Below are 17,350 nucleotides of genomic sequence, written 5' to 3'. Positions count from 1 at the left end.
TATGTACGGTTTTAATTTAATTTGCTATTTTGTTTCTCTAACGAAAATGAATATTCATCCAGCAAATTCCACTCCACATTTGAATCAATTGGCGTGTTTTTCGGCAAATTAAATGTTTGTTCTGCAAATGGAGGAAGCGGTTTAAATAGCTCCTTTTCATCAACGACCGTTTTGCCAATACTTACTTTGTCAAAAACCAAATATAGAGGTGAATTATTTTTGACAATTAACAGCTCACCATCACGTCGAAAGGATAATTTATCTTCCATATCTTTAATTTCTAATGACGCTAACGATTTTGGGCGATAATAGATCTTAAATACCAGTGAACGCATCACGTTGAGATCAACATTAGGCGCTGCCTCTTTTTGCGATGGTGGAATAAGAAGATATTTGGCTAAATAAACCGACTCCCGATCTTTAGGCAGTAATTGGCTATTTCCCGAAAACATGACTCGCCAATCATAATATGTACCAACTTCCAATTTATGTAACGGAGGCGTAATAATAAATGGAACCGTTTCTTCATTATTAAGCTGTTTAACACCACTCGATTCATCCAATCGCGCTAGGCTTGCTTGAACAAGGTAAGGCGTACTTTCAGCATTCCTTAGGCCAATCGAAATACTGCGGTCACCTTCAATATAAGTATGACGCTGTAATGAAAATAAAATATTATTTTGTGCTTTTGTAGGTAAAGAAAAGCTTGCCAATAAAACTAACGTTAAAATAAAGAATGTCGCTATTTTTTGCATTTCTAACCACCTAATATTATTAGAATTTATTTTTTAACCTAGTGGTTAATTAGCCTATATTAAAAATTAAACTTTAGTATAGATGGTTACTAATGCTTTTCCACGGTACTTCCCAGCTGAAACAGAGTCTTTAGAACAAATCGCCCATTTGATACCTAAATTATAGGTTTCACCAATTTTAGCTATTTGAGGTAAAGAAATCTCCGCATTATTAAACTTAATTAGATCAGGTGAATCCCCTTCATTGCAGCTTAAAGCGGGACTGATACCATTCATAAACGGCTTACCCATTACCCAAGGTACATCCCCGCGATAAGAAGAGTTAGAAATGTTATTTAACATTAACTTAGCAGGGTTAGTAGTATCAGGATAGCCTTCTGTTGCGATCCCTGCCATATAAACTTGTTGGTTGTCACCTGTGCAAGTAAATGATAAAGATGACTCTTTAAACATTTCATTATTGCGGTTCATTACAACGCTAATGTCTTTGTTCACCACATTACTTATCTGACATACTCTAACAACTTTTAAATCCGTCGTAATATTAAGCCTAATATACGCATCTGCCTCATAATCTCGCCCTTGCGTCGTGATATAAAGAGGGGCACCGCGGTAATTATAAACGCCTGGTTTCACGCCTCCCGATAAATAAACAGGATAGCTAGTATTATTGGTGATATTTATTGTCTTTGAGCCCCCCTCCTTTGCAACCGTATTAGGGGGATAATAGCAAGCGTAACTAATTTTAGATAAACCATTAACACTTGAAAAAAATGCTCCTGAATATTTCTCTCCGTATATTCCCCCACCAGAAGCTGTGGCATTGAAAAGTAATTGTGGAATAACAAATGCGTCAAGGCTCGGATCATTTGAAGAATGGCTCAGTTTTATTCCCGCTAAAGAGGTATTTGGAATTCGTGAAAAAACACTTTCACCACCACTACATGCCCCATTATTACCTGAAATACCAATAAAAGAATAGCCACTTCCCCAAATATAATCTGCTCCAGGAAGACTAACTGCATATACAGGTGAGTGATATATTTGATTTGACCCTCTTAAAATACCTTTTAAATTATGAGCAACGCCTGGATCAGGGTTTTTAGCAAGATCGACAACCCCTAATATACCAAGCGTAAGCGTTCCATAAGATTCACCACTCATTGATTGTGTTGAATGCAACAAAAGAGCCGTAAAGCAGGAAATTAAAAGGGTATGTTTTATTTTCATTATTTATTCCACGCTAACAATATGAATTAAGTCCATAACTATTAAATGTGACATTATTTACATGTCGCAGAGAAAGATCTAATTGGCTGCTCTTGTGAAACTGGGATTGATTCAAGACCGACGAAATCAACACTACATTGCTGAGCTTGCCCATTACCCCAGCTAATTTTTGATTTCCCATTATTCGGAAGCCCACTCATAAATAATTGATTATTATCCCCAACAATACCGGTATTTTCTTCAAGTGCATTTATTTCAACAAGCGTTGCAATCGCACCAAATGGTATTAGGCTTCCATCGGCGCGTTTAAGGTTCATCAGTACTTGATACCCAACTTTAGTATCAAATTTAACTTTAATAACAGAGCCTGCTGTTGGGTAAACTGTTTTGGATGTCTCTTTGAGCATCACGTTATCTGGCAATGTATTCACATCCATATTGATTACGTTTGCGTTATACGCAGAAACATACGGGTATAATGCATAACCTTGACTATTAATGATGGCATCTTTACTGCCAACATCAGCCCCTTTAGCACCTTCGGCCTCGATGACCCCGACACTGTTCCCCATCGATTTACCTAAAAGTACCCCACCTGAGTGCAGCAAAACCCCACCATTAATACTAGCGTTATAGCCACTGTAGTTTTTCGAATAGTTATACCCTGCTGAGATATCACCTTTCGATCCCGCATAGCTCGCACTTAGGCCACCACTGTTACCGACACCTTTATTTTCATAGCCTTGAGAAATACCATAGGCTAATGAATTATCTAAGAAGCTGCCATTTAGCGTCATTTGCTGACTGACTCGGCTTTCATTATCTTGAGTAAACATATAGCTAGCACTCATGTTTCTCGCCATTTCATTGTTTGAGAATATGCTAAATGGCACATTCACATTGATCGAAACTTGGCGGTTTTCAGGCCAGTCAGAGCGCCCTTTTACCCTATCGATACTGTATCGAATAGAGTAATTAATTCGTTTATAGTTACCGTTATAGCCAAGTGCAACTTGGCGAACTTCACGGTCGATTTCCCAATAATCGGAAATGCTTCCTGATAAGAAAATACTGCCATATTGGCCTAATGACTGAGTTAATGAAGTTGTAAAGCTCGCTCTTTGGCGTTGATTTAACCAAGGGGCAACATCCTCTTTTAAGCGGCGATCATAGTTATTAAAATCCGCAAAACTAAAATATGAGCGGCTTGAATAACGTAATGCGGTTAAATCTATCGATGTCCCCGTTGTCATCATACTTTTTGAGTAACGGATACGGTAAGATTGCCCTGCTTTATCGCCTAGCTCTCCCCCCATATCTGCGCTAGAGTGGGTAATATCCGCAGATAATGCACCAAATGTACCTAGCGAAATACCTAAGCCCCCCACCGCAGAAAAATAGTCTTTCGCCATCAGCAATCCACCATACAGCGTGTTATTGCTTTGCAGGCCATAAATTAGAGAGCCTAATGCAAAATCGGATTCTTTAGAGCTAACAGTGTAGCCTCCGTTATAACGCCCTATACTCGTTTCATATTTATAGCCACCTGGGCGTAACATCACAGGTAGAGATGAAAATGCGATAGTGAATGTTTTTTCAGTACCATTTTCTTCCGTAACCGTTACATCTAAGTCACCCGCATTGCCTGTTGCATACACGTCTTTGAGTGTAAATGCACCAGGTGAAACATAGGTTTGGTAAACAATGTTACCATTTTGTCGCACTGTCACTCGTGCATTCGATGATGCAATACCATTAATTTCAGGTGCGTAACCACGCATACTACTCGGTAACATACTTTCGTCAGAAGATAATGAAACACCTTTGAATGGGATCGCATCAAATACTTCGTTACCTGTGGTGATCTCACCTGCCATCAATATAGAACGAATAGAATGCAGCGCTCTAAAGACATGCGTATTATTAAAATCCGTAGAAGAGGTCGTGCTATCGTCAGTGCGGCTACGGTTATAAGACATATTAGAACGCAGTCTCCATGGACCTACGTTTAACCCTGCCGCAATCGTTGCAAATAGATTATCGGTTTTATCCGTTCCAGAATAAGGCGAATCATTACGGTTGCGACTTCCACTTACAAAGTAATTGAAAAACATTGCAGGAATACCATCATCCAATAGGCTCGGGTCAATATACCCTTGAGCTTTCTCTAACATTGCAATTTGAGGAATAGTCACTTTCATATTAAGTTTAGACATGTCAGATACAACTGTCGCATCCTTAATATAATCATCAAGATTTAATATTTGTGTATTTGGGTCGATAGAATGAAGCTGCAGAATAGCTTTTACATTCACCCCCCATTCCGCTAATAAAGCAGGAGTAAAAACAGGAACAACCTTGCCTTGTTTATTTGGTGCAAACCGAATAGTTTGATTACCTAGTAAATTTCGATTAATTTCAACCTGAATACGATAATCACCTGCAGGCACACTATTTGATGACCCAAACTGCGATAAATCTAGCTGACTAGGGTCGACCCCTAATTGCGTTTCTAGCATACTTGGATCAAAATAATCATCACCATAAGAATATAGAGATAAACATATCAGTGAAGATAATAAGCTGATTTTAAAAAATTTGTTATCCATTACCCTAGCCTTTATTTATCTTTATATTAATATAAAATAATTAGTTTAATAATAAGGGGCTATAAATATTCAAATTGAAGAATTAATATTCCCTCGCTATGAAAACTATTTTTTTGACAAATTAACTTTTTTTGTTATCTTCACCAAAAATGTGTTTATCTGTTGTAACGCCAAAGTCATTTAAAAAATACCAACTCGTTGCAGTAGGGTTTTTAATTTGATAATCGATAGAGTAACTATCAAATGGTGCAATTAATATTGAGCCTTGTTTAATATCACCATCAATACTTAGTCCAACTAAAGTCATATAATATGGTGTTGGATTATTAAACTGCCATTTATTTCCTTTTCTATCTAAGGTGATCTTTTTAAAATCCGTTACATCAGGTACATCAATATTATCTGGTCGGTATATTAGCTTAATAACAAATGCAGTAACAAAAACCAAAGACTTACTATCTTCACTTTTATTTGTAGAGGGTATTACTCGTGTTTTCAAGTAAAAAATAGATTCTCTATCTTTAGGCAAATCACTAACATTATTTGGAAAAACCCGCATTGAAAATTCTTTTCTCGGTTCTACCTTGAATAAAGGTGGTGTGACAATAAATTTGTCAATACTTTCACCTTCAATATCCTTTAAGATTGTTGCTTGCACTAATACAGGCTTATCCGTATCATTTAATATTTGAGCCGTTTGGCTTTTTTCACTTTGTGGAAAAACAATACGACTCTGATTTAATGAGATCCCTTCTGCACTCACTGCTAGCGAAAAAAAAATTAAAGTAAAGGCAGCTAGAAATCGTAATAACATAATTTTCTTTTAGTCAGCGACGAAAGTTAATGTCAATGTAGATTTAAATTTACCTACGTTCTGGTCATCAGAGCAATTATTAACACCTGTCTTACACATAACATAAGCATAATAAGTATTAGACATATTTGTAGCTGTAATATTTGTCCATATTTTATTATTTGTGTTAGTAAAAAAATCAGTATCACTTTGAGTTGCATTTGCTTTTTTAGAAATACGGATTGCAAAAGTTTTACCCACATCATCTAAAAAACCATTATTTTGGTCATTATATATGCCTGATAGTGAAACATATGCGCCACTAAAACTGGTGTTTTTACAATTTGATAAATTAACTTTAAATTCTGATTTATATTTACCTTGAGGAACATCATCTTTAAATTTCTCAAGAGGTATACTTCCAAAATCAATTTTATTTTCAGATGTTCCAACAACAGAAACATCACACGTATTTTTAGGTATAGTTACATCAAAAGTAAACTCTTGTGATGAATAAGAAGAACCCACAAAACCACAAAGAAATAATAACGCACTGTTACTCAATATAAATAGAGTTTTCATTCTTTAACCCTTTTTATTTATGGCTGCAATAAAGTCACATCAACTGCAGCTTCAAGTGCACCTGGATTCGGTGTTTCTGCACCTAATTTAATAACACTAACCTCAAAATGGCTTTCTAAATCACTGTTACTAGTAATGTCGAAAGGCACGACCCCACCATTATGAAAGTCAATAATCGAGCAGCTATCTTTATTTTCGTCGCATTTTCTTAAAACAAATGCAGCTTTCGTTAAATTAGTCGTCGGATAAATTTTATTATTCGCATCAATAGAGGTTCCACTTCCTGCGGCTATTTTCATGGAATATTTCGCATTACCCGAAATAACATCAAACCCCGTGCAGTTATATTTTAATGAAAATGGCTTTATATGAGTTCGATCATTGATATCATCATTAACTGTTGAAGTAATAATCGCTGAATTAAATTTTACTTCCATATCTGATGTTAAAAACGAACAGGTCCCTTTAGTTACATTTCCAATAATTTCTAACTCTGCGGCTTGCAAATGATTAACAAACCCAAATATTCCCAAAGATGACAAACCAATTAAACTAATTAAAGAAAAATGACTGTTATTTAACTTGTCCACTGAACGCATCCTCGCCCCCTAAGTCGTTAATAATTGTCCATTTCGCTATTCCTAAACGAGCTTTAGAAGGAGCGACGTAATTAAACGAATCAAATGGGGATATCATGGTATTACGCTTACTCATACTCAAATCTATTTCAACGCCATTAACAACTAAATTGCTTAATGATATATAATAAGGAGAATTATTTACCACGGTAATACCCGTAGCATTTGCGACTACTTTTAAATTTTCATGTGCATCGCGGGGAGACATTTTTAAATTCGTTGGTCGATAAAATAATTTAATCACGTTGTTATAGCCAATATTCAGCGCATTACCACTAATAGGCCCATCTGTCGCAGGGATCATAGTTGCACTAAAGTAAAATATAGACTCCCTGTCTTTTGGTAGGCTATTTTGTTGCGCATAAACTCTAACTTCTTGTGATTTGCCGCTATCAATTTTAACTAATGGTGGCGTTACCATAAATGGGACAGCAGTATTTGATGTTCCATTTGCATTTTTTGTTACAATAAACTTCGCAAGGTAATTGATATTAGTATTATTTCTAGCGCCAATAGATGTACTTTCATCACCTTGCATATAGACAATACGGGTACCATTTAGACCCACCCCACTTCCGGCAGAATAAGCTAAAGAAGTTAATGCAAAAAATAAAACTGAAATATTACGGAATTCTTTAACCATTTCACAAAATAAGTTGTTTTTATTTTTTATTGTTTGCATTATCCCACCTACGCTTTAACGACTAATTAAGAGGCTTTAAATAAAGCCTCTTCTGATCAAACTAATTAATAGTAAAATTAGTTATAAGAAACAGTGAATGTTACTGGAACGTTTAACACATCAGGTGTTACGCCGCCAGCTTGAGTTAACAGCAAGTTAGCTTGGATAGGAATGATCGCACCGTCACCTTTAAGAACATCTTTAGTTAAAGTAACTTCAGAATCTTTATTTGGCAGAATTGCAGTTGTACCTGATTTCAATTCAACCGCTAAAGATTTAGCATCTTTATTTGCGAATAATTCAGAATAACCATTAGCTTCTTGACCTTGTGCATAAACAAACATTGTTTTGTTTGCTGCATCGTGTGAACAATTAGTTAATACTAAATCGAATTTCTTCTCGTCACCTAATTTCCCTTTTAGGCCTACCGCTGAAGCGTCATCAGTTGTGAACACACCCCAGTTAATTTCATCACCAACAGTTGTTGAAGATACATCACAAGAAGCAGCACGTAATTGAGCTTTAAAGTCAACTTTAGCGCCTTTGTTACCATCAGCTGCTAATGCAGAACCAGCGACCATAGAACCTGCTAATACTGCTAAAACTGCTAATTTTTTGTTGAATAACATATGTAAATACCTCTGTATTTATGTCGTCATGTAAGTAGTGAAAGACACATTTTTTTATTAAAAGCCAAACCCACAACATCCATTTACAGTACTAAAGTCATTTTTATGAGCTTGGCGAAATTGTTGTTAACTTTATTCAAGCCAACATTAAGAGCATTAAAAATCCTTTTAATCCTCTTTTTAAAACCAAGTCAGCTGAGCTGGCTTTAAAAAAAAGCTATTTCTATATCGCCAAATTTGAGAGACCAGATTCAATATAGAAATAGTAAAAATGGACAAAAATTTAAAACATTAGAGAGTTCAATTAATTCTTATTACTTACTGTGCTAAAATTAAGGCTTATATAAACTGAACTCTATTTAGTTGTTCACTTCTTGCTTAACCCACCTATTTGTAACAAGTAAAAAAGCTTGGTCAAATCTTCAAACGCTCTGTTGCTTGCTGAGACTAATTTTAAGGTAACAATATTTATTGTCAAAACCACACCTTTAAAGACAAACAAAAGGTCAATAAATCTATATATAAATATTTATATAGATTTAAATTCTATTTTATAAGTTTTATGATATATTTAGAATTGTTACTTAGGTTAATTTATATAAATTGAAACCCTGTTACTTATAATTATTTCAAGTTGTAAGAGGTTGTGTAAATGAACATCATTTTATTTAAAACTAACATTAATTAAATTTAATGAATATAAGAACTACAATAAAACAAATAACCACTTAAAACACAGTAAATTAAGTTAAAGCCAGATTATTATCTCTTACCGAACAAATATCATAAGATAAGTCTTAATTGAAATTTACGTTAAATAACAAACAAGAACCGCATACTTTGTATCTGTTTTGTTAAAGCCGATACTCATTTTTGTTTCAGCTAAATTCATCTACTGTATTCATTTCAACCTCGCATATTTTCAGATAATCGTTTGCTTATGTTTATTTTTAAATAAAAATTATATAGATAACATGTTTACTTAGTTATTTTCTGTCCCCTGAAAGCCAATGCGCTTTCAATATCAAAAATATGATAAACTTATGGCCAGTAAATTTTACGTTTTTCGAAGCTGGGGTCAGTAAAATGAAAAAAATGAGTGAAGATAAGATACTTGTGATGGCAGAGCGTATTTGCCAATCAAGAGGCGTTAGATTGACTCCACAAAGAGAAACTGTGTTACGCCTTATCGCACAACAGCACGGCGCTATCAGTGCCTATGATTTATTAGACTTGCTACGCGAAGTTGAACCACAGGCAAAGCCCCCTACTGTTTACCGTGGGTTAGAGTTTTTAATGGAACAAGGCTTTATTCATAAAATAGAGTCAACCAACAGTTACGTCGTTTGCCACCACTTTGATAACCCCAGCCATATTTCAGTGATGTTAATCTGCGACCACTGTGGCAGTGTGACGGAAAGTGATTGCACAACAATAGAAGCTGCGATTATCAGTTTGGCAGAAACCAACCAGTTTCGCTTAAGGCATACTGTGGTTGAAAACCACGGCTTATGTAAAAACTGTGATGAAGTCGCTAGCTGCCAAGATCACACTCACTGTAACCATGACCATGAGCAACCCGCGGCCACAAAGAAAAAGTAACGAATGAGATTGTAGAATTCACACTGTTACTTATATAAGAAAAGAATACGAGAAGTAATATAAAGAAAGGATGTAAAAAACAAGAACCAAGTAAAGCAGGCAGATCTCTATACATCAAGATGAAATCTGCTAGCAATCATGGCAAAATCAAACAAGCAGCACACCGCTGCCCACCTGATAATCTAAGAATTAATACCAATCGCTATTACGGATCACGCCAACAGCCAAGCCTTCAATAGTGAAGCTTTGTTCGCGTAAATCGACCACAATCGGTGCAAACTCTGGGTTTTCAGCAATTAATTCAACACGATTACCTTGCTGTTTAAAACGTTTAACAGTCACTTCATCATCAATACGCGCCACAATCACTTGGCCATTGTGTGCATTTTGTGTTTTATGAACTGCTAATAAGTCACCATCCATAATACCGATATCTTTCATCGACATACCATTCACACGTAAGAGAAAATCTGCGTGAGGCTTGAAGAGTTCTGGATCAACTTGGTAGTGACTTTCGATATGCTCTTGTGCTAATAAAGGTTCGCCAGCGGCAACACGCCCAATTAAAGGTAACCCTTGATCGTCAGGTTCTTCTTCAAGAAGAAGGCGGATACCCCGTGATGCCCCAGAAACAATTTCAATTACGCCCTTACGTGCCAAGGCTTTTAAGTGTTCTTCTGCCGCATTAGGCGAACGAAAACCAAGGCTTGCTGCTATTTCAGCACGTGTAGGAGGCATACCTGTTTGCGAAATGTGGTCACGCACCAGATCGTAAACCTGCTGTTGTCGAGCCGTCAGTGCTTTCATCCCGTTCCCCTGTTTGTTTATACAGTCAGACTGTGAGTATATACAGGTAAATGAAGATTTGAAACAGTTAAATCACTGAATTTAGTATTTGTTATCGATTTACTTTCTTTTCCCAAATTCCAATGGCTTTTCGGGGCTACCCTGCAAAATAACGCTGCCATAATACCAACGCCCAAATAAACAGTGCTAAGCCAATACTGACAAACACCGCCGCAGAGCCAATATCTTTAGCCCGCCCTGAAAGTTCATGATATTCACTGCCAATACGATCAACAACGGCTTCAATGGCACTATTTAATAACTCAACAACCGCCACCAACACAACAGAGCTAATCAGCAATATTCTATCCACATAACTGATATCTAAGAAAAAGGCGATAATAATCGCAATCACTGCCGCAACAGATTCCTGGCGAAATGCCGCTTCATTTACCCACGCTGCTTTTAGCCCTTTAAGGGAGTATCCCGCTGCTTTAATCACACGGGTAAAGCCCTTAGTTTGACTTGCCATATTTATTCCTTAAAAAATACAAACAATAATCGATTTTTACGGTCAAAGTGAATTGTCAGTAACAGATCTACCAGTGGATTTCTGGTATGATTGCGCAGCATTGTTAACAAGAGGCTATAATCATTTATGTCACTATGGCGTAAAATATATTACAACACGTTGAATTTACCACTTAAATTATTGGTAAAAAGTAAACTAATTCCATCGGACCCAATTGCAGAGTTACAGCTTGATACCAACAGGCCAACGCTGTATGTATTGCCTTATCACTCTAAGTCCGATCTCCTAACGCTACGGCACCAATGCTTGGCTATCGGTCTGCCTGATCCTCTGGTTGATAACGACATCAATGGAACCAAGCTTCCTGCCTATGTGTTTATCGATGATGGCCCACGCGTATTTCGCTATTATTCACCGGATCCGCGTAAAGATTCCGTCAAAACATTCCATGCTTATTTAGATTTGCATAAAAACAATCCAAATCTCGATATTCAAATGCTACCCGCATCGGTCATGTTTGGGCGATCACCTGGTCGTGAAGGGCATACGCCAGCTCCCCCACTCAAGCTATTAAATGGGGTGCAAAAATTCTTTGCTGTCCTGTGGTTAGGTCGAGATAGCTTTGTTCGCCTATCGCCACCAGTTTCGATTGGGAAAATGGCGCAGGACCACGGCACAGACACCATTATTGCCAATAAATTAGCACGTGTCGCCCGTATTCACTATTCGCGCCAACGCCTTGCGGCGGTCGGCCCGAAACTGCCTGCTCGCTATGAACTATTCAATAAGCTTTTAACTTCAAAAGCGATTGAAAAAGCAGTGGAAGACGAAGCTCGCAGTAAAAAAATTCCGTTGAAAAAAGCGCAGCAAAACGCGGTGAATATGATGGAAGAAATTGCCGCTAATTTCTCCTATGAGGCCGTGCGGTTAACTGACCGTGTGCTGAGCTGGACGTGGAACCGCCTCTATCAAGGCATTAACGTGCAGCATGCTGAGCGCGTCCGCCAATTAGCGCAAGATGGCCATGAAATTGTGTATGTGCCTTCCCACCGAAGTCACATGGACTACTTACTGCTTTCTTATGTCCTTTACCATCAAGGCTTAGTCCCGCCACATATCGCCGCTGGGATCAACTTGAACTTCTGGCCTGCTGGCCCAATTTTCCGTCGCCTTGGCGCGTTCTTTATCCGCCGAACCTTTAAAGGAAATAAACTCTATTCCACGGTTTTCCGTGAATATTTAAGTGAGCTATTTGCTCGCGGCTACTCTATTGAGTATTTCGTTGAAGGTGGACGTTCCCGTACAGGCCGTTTATTGCAACCAAAAACCGGAACGCTGTCGATGACACTGCAAGCCATGTTGCGCGGTGACTCTCGCCCTATCACGATTGTGCCTATTTATATTGGTTACGAGCACGTGATGGAAGTGGGTACTTACGCAAAAGAACTACGCGGTGCAGAAAAAGAGAAAGAAGGCTTATTTTCAATGATCCGCGGCTTGCGTAAACTGCGTAACTTAGGCCAAGGATATGTTAACTTTGGTCAGCCAATTTCCCTTTCTCACTACCTGAATCAACGTGTACCTGATTGGCGTGATTCGATTGACCCCATTGAGCCACAGCGCCCGTCTTGGTTAAACCCAACGGTCAGCTCGTTGGCAGATAATATCATGGTGAACATCAATAATGCTGCCGCAGCTAATGCCATCAATTTATGCGCAACAGCTTTGTTGGCCTCACGTCAGCGTTCATTAACCCGTGAACAGCTTATTGAGCAAGTGGAATGCTATCTGCAATTATTGCGCAATGTGCCATACACCGCAGATGCAACAACGCCAAATAAAACCGCGGAGCAGCTGCTCGAACATGCGTTGCAGATGGATAAATTCGAAGTAGAAAAAGACAGCATGGGGGATATTATTATTCTTCCTCGCGAAAATGCCGTTTTAATGACCTACTATCGTAATAATATCCACCACTTACTGGTATTACCGTCTTTGATAACCAGTATGGTGTTACACCATGAGCGTATTAGCCGCCAAGAAATTCACCATCAGGTCAGCCAAATCTACCCATTCTTAAAAGCAGAACTGTTTATGCGTTATAACGACGAACAGCTGCGTGAAACGGTTGATACTCTAATTGATGAGCTGAATAATCAGCAACTTATCTGTTTAAGAGACGACGAAATGGTGGTGTTGAACCCGCGCCGTATTCGTCCATTACAGCTCTTAGCCGCTGGTGTCCGTGAAACACTACAACGCTACGCTATCACGCTGTCATTACTTAATGCCAGCCCTGAAATCAGCCGTAATACGTTGGAAAAAGAAAGCCGTATTCTTGCGCAGCGTCTTTCTGTACTGCACGGCATTAACGCTCCTGAGTTCTTTGATAAAGCGGTCTTTTCAACGCTCGTTGATACACTTAGGGAAGAAGGCTATATCGATAACAATGAAAACGATATCTTCACGACTAACGCCAAGAAACTGTATGCAGTTCTTGCGCGGTTAATGTCACCAGAAATTCGTTTGACCATTGAAAGCGTTAGCCAAGGCGATGAGTTCTCAGAAGTGAAAAAAGAAACTAAGCCTGATGAGCCCGCTCAAATCACCGAGCCAGAAAAAGACTAATCGAGTTTTGTAAGCTGATAAAAAGCAAAAAGGTAATGTTGAAAAACATTACCTTTTTTGTTGGGCTATTGAACACCATTCACACGCTAAAAATAGCTCACCATGATGCCAATAAACAAAATCAAGCCAACGAAGTTATTATTCATGAAAGCTTTAAAGCAAGGAGCACGTTCGCGGTTCACCATCAACTGTTGTTGATAAACAAATAACCCCGCAACTAGCGCCAGAGAAAGATAGTAAACGATCCCTAAGCCAGCTAAAGCCCCAACAGCCACCAGCAAGCCGACCATCAACAATTGCAGCAACCCAATAATCAATTTGTCATACTGACCAAATAAAATCGCCGTTGATTTCACGCCAATTTTCAAGTCATCATCACGGTCAACCATCGCATACTGTGTATCGTAAATCACTGACCAAATAATATTCACGATAAATAATACCCAACATACTAACGGGAGTGATTCACCCACTGCCGAGAAGGACATCGGTATCGACCAGCCAAACGCCGCACCCAATACAACCTGAGGTAAATGACTGACTCTTTTAACAAACGGATAAACCCATGCCAAGGCTAGCCCCGCAATGGACAACCAAATTGTCATTGAATTGAGTGTTAATACTAGCAAGAAAGACAACCCCACTAAGCTAGCAAACAAAATTTTGGCTTCTTTTTCCGTCACATCCCCACTGGGTAATGGGCGATGTTTGGTGCGTTCCACGTGACCGTCAAAATGGCGGTCTGCGAAATCATTGATCACACAACCTGCGGCGCGCATAAAGAACACTCCCGCAGTAAACACAATCAAAATGTGCAAATTGGGTGTGCTTTGAGCGGCTATCCAGAGTGCCCAATACGTCGGCCACAGTAACAGCAGCGAGCCAATGGGTCTATCAATACGCATTAAACGGCTGTATGCATGCCATTTACTTAGCGTCATACTTCCCTCCACTTTGTCGTGCTCCTTTTCTCTCTCCATCATACTTCAAAATAGGTAGGTGTTCACACCACTCTGTCGAGCAAATCACGGATTTTTGTGTATTAGTATCGTGTTTTTGTCAAAATCTATAATTTGAAATAGTTTGGATAATTAACGATATGCAGGTGATTCTGGTAAAAATATTTCGGTTAGCAATAAAGGTTTATCTGATAACCTTAATCGAGAGCGGCGAACCCAACGTTCTGCGCAGCAGCCAATATGAATGTAATCACGCGTTAGGTTATCTCGACTAAATAAATAGCGCCCTAAGGGCATGCGGCCAATATCCACCAATTGTTGGTCATCATCAGTGAGTGTTTCTTCAGGAATGACCGTCCGGCCTAACAACCACGGGATACCATCCCCGTACATAACCACTTCACGTACCCAATAACGGTGACTTACCGGTAAATTTTGTACTTCTTCCGCACTTAGCATTGCTTGCGACACATAGCGTTCTAAATACGGTATGACGGTAACTTGCTGGCTGTGTTGTTCAAAACGTTTTGTCATGGAGCCAAGTTCGAGTAACCAATCGAGTGTGTTAGCGGGAACTCTTTCATCATCCTGCGCAATCCATTCGATTAGCTGCGAGGTAAATAGCGTTTCATCCATTACGTAAATTCCACCATGAATAACATGGTTATGATTTCTGTATTTCTTGCCAAATAGGATATCACGTTGTTTTGCTACAAGGTTAAAGTTAGCTAACAATTTATATAAAAAGTCACAAATTCAACACAAAATGTAAAAGAACAGTGAAAAATTTTCTAATTAATAACAAGTTATGAACAATAATAAAATTCATTAACATATGAACAATTAAGCTTATATCAAACTGCTTTTACGATTTTTAACGAAAAGAAAACGGGAAGCTGTCTACTCTTCCCGCTTAATTTTACGACGTTATTTCAATGAATCATTAACGCCAAGCTTTATAGTTGTTAATCAAGCCGTTGGTTGAGCTGTCATGGCTACTGACTTTTTCACTGTTTTCTAATTCAGGCAGGATACGGCTCGCTAATTGCTTACCTAATTCTACGCCCCATTGGTCAAACGTGAAGATGTTCAAAATTGCCCCTTGGGTAAAGATTTTGTGCTCATACATCGCAATTAATGCACCTAATGAATATGGCGTGATTTCTTTGAGTAAAATCGAGTTAGTAGGGCGATTACCTTCAAATACTTTATACGGCGCAACATATTCCATATCCGCCACGGATTTACCTTGTGCTGCAAACTCGGCATCGACCACTTCACGCGTTTTCCCAAATGCCAGAGCTTCTGTTTGCGCAAAAAAGTTAGAGAGCAGCTTCTCGTGGTGATCACCCAGCGGGTTATGTGTGACGGCTGGCGCAATAAAGTCACAAGGGATCATTTTTGTCCCTTGGTGGATTAATTGATAAAACGCATGTTGCCCGTTTGTCCCAGGCTCACCCCAAATAATTGGGCCTGTTTGGTAAGAAACGGCTTTTCCATCACGGCCAATGTACTTACCGTTAGATTCCATATTGCCTTGTTGGAAGTATGCCGCAAAGCGGTGCATGTATTGATCGTATGGCAGAATCGCTTCAGTTTCTGATTCAAAAAAATTGTTGTACCAAATACCAATCAGCCCTAACAATACTGGGATGTTTTTCTCCAGTGGCGTTTGGGTGAAATGCTTATCCATGGCATGAGCACCATTCAATAATTGAACAAAATTATCAAAACCAACAGATAAAATGATGGATAAACCTATCGCTGACCATAATGAATAGCGACCACCAACCCAATCCCAGAACTCAAACATATTGCTGGTATCAATACCAAACTTAGCGACTTCTTCACCATTGGTAGAAAGCGCCACAAAGTGCTTAGCGACTTGGCTTTCATCTTTTGCGGATGCTAAAAACCAATCACGGGCTGAATGTGCGTTGGTCATGGTCTCTTGCGTGGTGAATGTTTTAGACGCAATTAGGAACAATGTGGTTTCTGGATTCAGTTTTTTCAACGTTTCTGCAATTTGAGTGCCATCCACGTTAGAAACAAAATGCATATTCAAGTGGTTTTTATAAGGGCGTAATGCTTCAGTCACCATGAATGGGCCAAGGTCAGAACCGCCAATCCCGATATTCACCACATCGGTAATCACCTTACCCGTAAAACCTTTCCACTCACCGCTAATAATGCGTTGGCTAAACTGCTGCATTTTTTCCAGCACCGCATTGACGTCTAGCATGACATCTTTGCCATCCACATAAACAGGCGTGTTATCGCGATTACGTAATGCTGTGTGCAGCACCGCGCGGTCTTCCGTACGGTTAATTTTCTCACCCTTGAACATGCTATTAATGGCATTTTCTAGCTCAGTTTCTTTTGCCAGCGCCAATAAATTGTCTAAGGTTTCTTGCGTTATTCTGTTTTTGGAGAAATCCACTAAGATTTGACCATCGAACGTTGCCGAAAATTTAGTAAAGCGGTCTTTATCTTGCTCGAACAAATCACGCATATGCACATCTTTCATTTGCGCAAAATGTTGCTCTAGCGCCCGCCATGCAGCCGTTTGGCTTGGATTAATACTTCTCATGGATAACACTCTCCAAACAATTTTTAATAGAAATAGATTGTAACCCGTCAAGGAAACAGGACTTATCGGTTTTCTGCGTTATATTGATATTCCCCAATTCTGCCGCACTTTTCCAGACTTAATTATCCCTTTTATTGAAATACGCACTTTCAATGCCATGCAGCTTGAAAAATAGCGCATATATACTCTAAATCATTCGAGTTGCATGTAGGCGGCAAGGGAAGATAGACCGATGAGCATACAAAAGTAGGTGATTCGGCTATCTGAGCGTAGCCAACACCCATGCAGCTTGAAAAATAGCGCATATATACTCTAAATCATTCGAGTTGCATGTA

At 38.8% G+C, this 17,350-nt stretch carries 15 protein-coding genes; 2 read left to right on the top strand and 13 right to left on the bottom strand.

The window, feature by feature from the left end; all coding sequences use genetic code 11:
- Positions 1-11 precede the first annotated feature (11 nt).
- The 8 genes from ABWP91_RS14880 to ABWP91_RS14845 form a co-directional block, all read right to left on the bottom strand.
- Positions 12-755: a fimbrial biogenesis chaperone gene (locus ABWP91_RS14880; RefSeq protein WP_353243898.1), complete on the bottom strand. Its 744-nt coding sequence runs from the start codon at positions 753-755 to the stop codon at positions 12-14.
- Between the two features lie 66 nt (positions 756-821).
- Positions 822-1,985 (bottom strand): hypothetical protein, encoded by a 1,164-nt coding sequence (locus ABWP91_RS14875; RefSeq protein ID WP_353243897.1) that lies wholly within the window; start codon positions 1,983-1,985, stop codon positions 822-824.
- A 53-nt stretch (positions 1,986-2,038) separates the two neighbouring features.
- Positions 2,039-4,594 carry a fimbria/pilus outer membrane usher protein gene (locus tag ABWP91_RS14870; RefSeq protein WP_353243896.1) on the bottom strand — a complete coding sequence of 852 codons (2,556 nt, stop codon included), beginning with the start codon at positions 4,592-4,594 and terminating at the stop codon, positions 2,039-2,041.
- Between the two features lie 121 nt (positions 4,595-4,715).
- Positions 4,716-5,408 carry a fimbrial biogenesis chaperone gene (locus ABWP91_RS14865; RefSeq protein ID WP_353243895.1) on the bottom strand — a complete coding sequence of 231 codons (693 nt, stop codon included), beginning with the start codon at positions 5,406-5,408 and terminating at the stop codon, positions 4,716-4,718.
- A gap of 9 nt (positions 5,409-5,417) precedes the next feature.
- Positions 5,418-5,969, bottom strand: a complete 552-nt coding sequence (locus tag ABWP91_RS14860; protein WP_353243894.1) for a fimbrial protein — start codon at positions 5,967-5,969, stop codon at positions 5,418-5,420.
- Between the two features lie 17 nt (positions 5,970-5,986).
- Positions 5,987-6,559, bottom strand: coding sequence for a fimbrial protein (locus ABWP91_RS14855; RefSeq protein WP_353243893.1), 573 nt, complete (start codon positions 6,557-6,559; stop codon positions 5,987-5,989).
- Positions 6,543-7,289 (bottom strand): fimbrial biogenesis chaperone, encoded by a 747-nt coding sequence (locus tag ABWP91_RS14850; protein ID WP_353243892.1) that lies wholly within the window; start codon positions 7,287-7,289, stop codon positions 6,543-6,545. The genes ABWP91_RS14855 and ABWP91_RS14850 overlap by 17 nt, the downstream gene beginning before the upstream one ends.
- 77 nt (positions 7,290-7,366) lie before the next feature.
- The gene (locus tag ABWP91_RS14845; RefSeq protein WP_353243891.1) at positions 7,367-7,918 is read right to left on the bottom strand and encodes a fimbrial protein; all 552 of its coding nucleotides are present in this window, start codon (positions 7,916-7,918) and stop codon (positions 7,367-7,369) included.
- A 1,086-nt stretch (positions 7,919-9,004) separates the two neighbouring features.
- Here ABWP91_RS14845 and zur point away from each other — a divergent pair.
- Complete coding sequence (zur, locus tag ABWP91_RS14840) at positions 9,005-9,520, top strand: zinc uptake transcriptional repressor Zur (RefSeq protein ID WP_353243890.1); 516 nt, start codon at positions 9,005-9,007, stop codon at positions 9,518-9,520.
- 189 nt (positions 9,521-9,709) lie between these two features.
- Here zur and lexA read toward each other — a convergent pair whose 3' ends face one another.
- Both lexA and ABWP91_RS14830 read right to left on the bottom strand, forming a co-directional pair.
- Positions 9,710-10,327: a transcriptional repressor LexA gene (lexA, locus tag ABWP91_RS14835; RefSeq protein ID WP_353243889.1), complete on the bottom strand. Its 618-nt coding sequence runs from the start codon at positions 10,325-10,327 to the stop codon at positions 9,710-9,712.
- 136 nt (positions 10,328-10,463) lie between these two features.
- The gene (locus ABWP91_RS14830; RefSeq protein ID WP_353243888.1) at positions 10,464-10,838 is read right to left on the bottom strand and encodes a diacylglycerol kinase; all 375 of its coding nucleotides are present in this window, start codon (positions 10,836-10,838) and stop codon (positions 10,464-10,466) included.
- 126 nt (positions 10,839-10,964) lie between these two features.
- Between ABWP91_RS14830 and plsB the strand changes: the two genes are divergently transcribed.
- Complete coding sequence (plsB, locus tag ABWP91_RS14825) at positions 10,965-13,466, top strand: glycerol-3-phosphate 1-O-acyltransferase PlsB (protein ID WP_353243887.1); 2,502 nt, start codon at positions 10,965-10,967, stop codon at positions 13,464-13,466.
- Positions 13,467-13,552: 86 nt separating this feature from the next.
- On the opposite strand, the gene ubiA is transcribed toward plsB, so the two are convergent.
- The 3 genes from ubiA to pgi form a co-directional block, all read right to left on the bottom strand.
- Complete coding sequence (ubiA, locus tag ABWP91_RS14820; protein WP_353243886.1) at positions 13,553-14,407, bottom strand: 4-hydroxybenzoate octaprenyltransferase; 855 nt, start codon at positions 14,405-14,407, stop codon at positions 13,553-13,555.
- A gap of 150 nt (positions 14,408-14,557) precedes the next feature.
- A complete protein-coding gene (gene ubiC / locus ABWP91_RS14815; protein WP_353243885.1) occupies positions 14,558-15,061 on the bottom strand; it encodes a chorismate lyase in 504 nt (167 codons plus the stop codon).
- Positions 15,062-15,368: 307 nt separating this feature from the next.
- On the bottom strand, positions 15,369-17,015 hold the full coding sequence (pgi, locus tag ABWP91_RS14810; protein ID WP_353243884.1) for a glucose-6-phosphate isomerase: 1,647 nt from the start codon (positions 17,013-17,015) through the stop codon (positions 15,369-15,371).
- Between the last annotated feature and the right edge of the window lie 335 nt (positions 17,016-17,350).

Origin of the sequence: Providencia sp., assembly GCF_040396775.1 — a bacterium.
GTDB lineage: Bacteria > Pseudomonadota > Gammaproteobacteria > Enterobacterales > Enterobacteriaceae > Providencia.
This window is presented reverse-complemented; position numbering and strand designations above follow the sequence as displayed.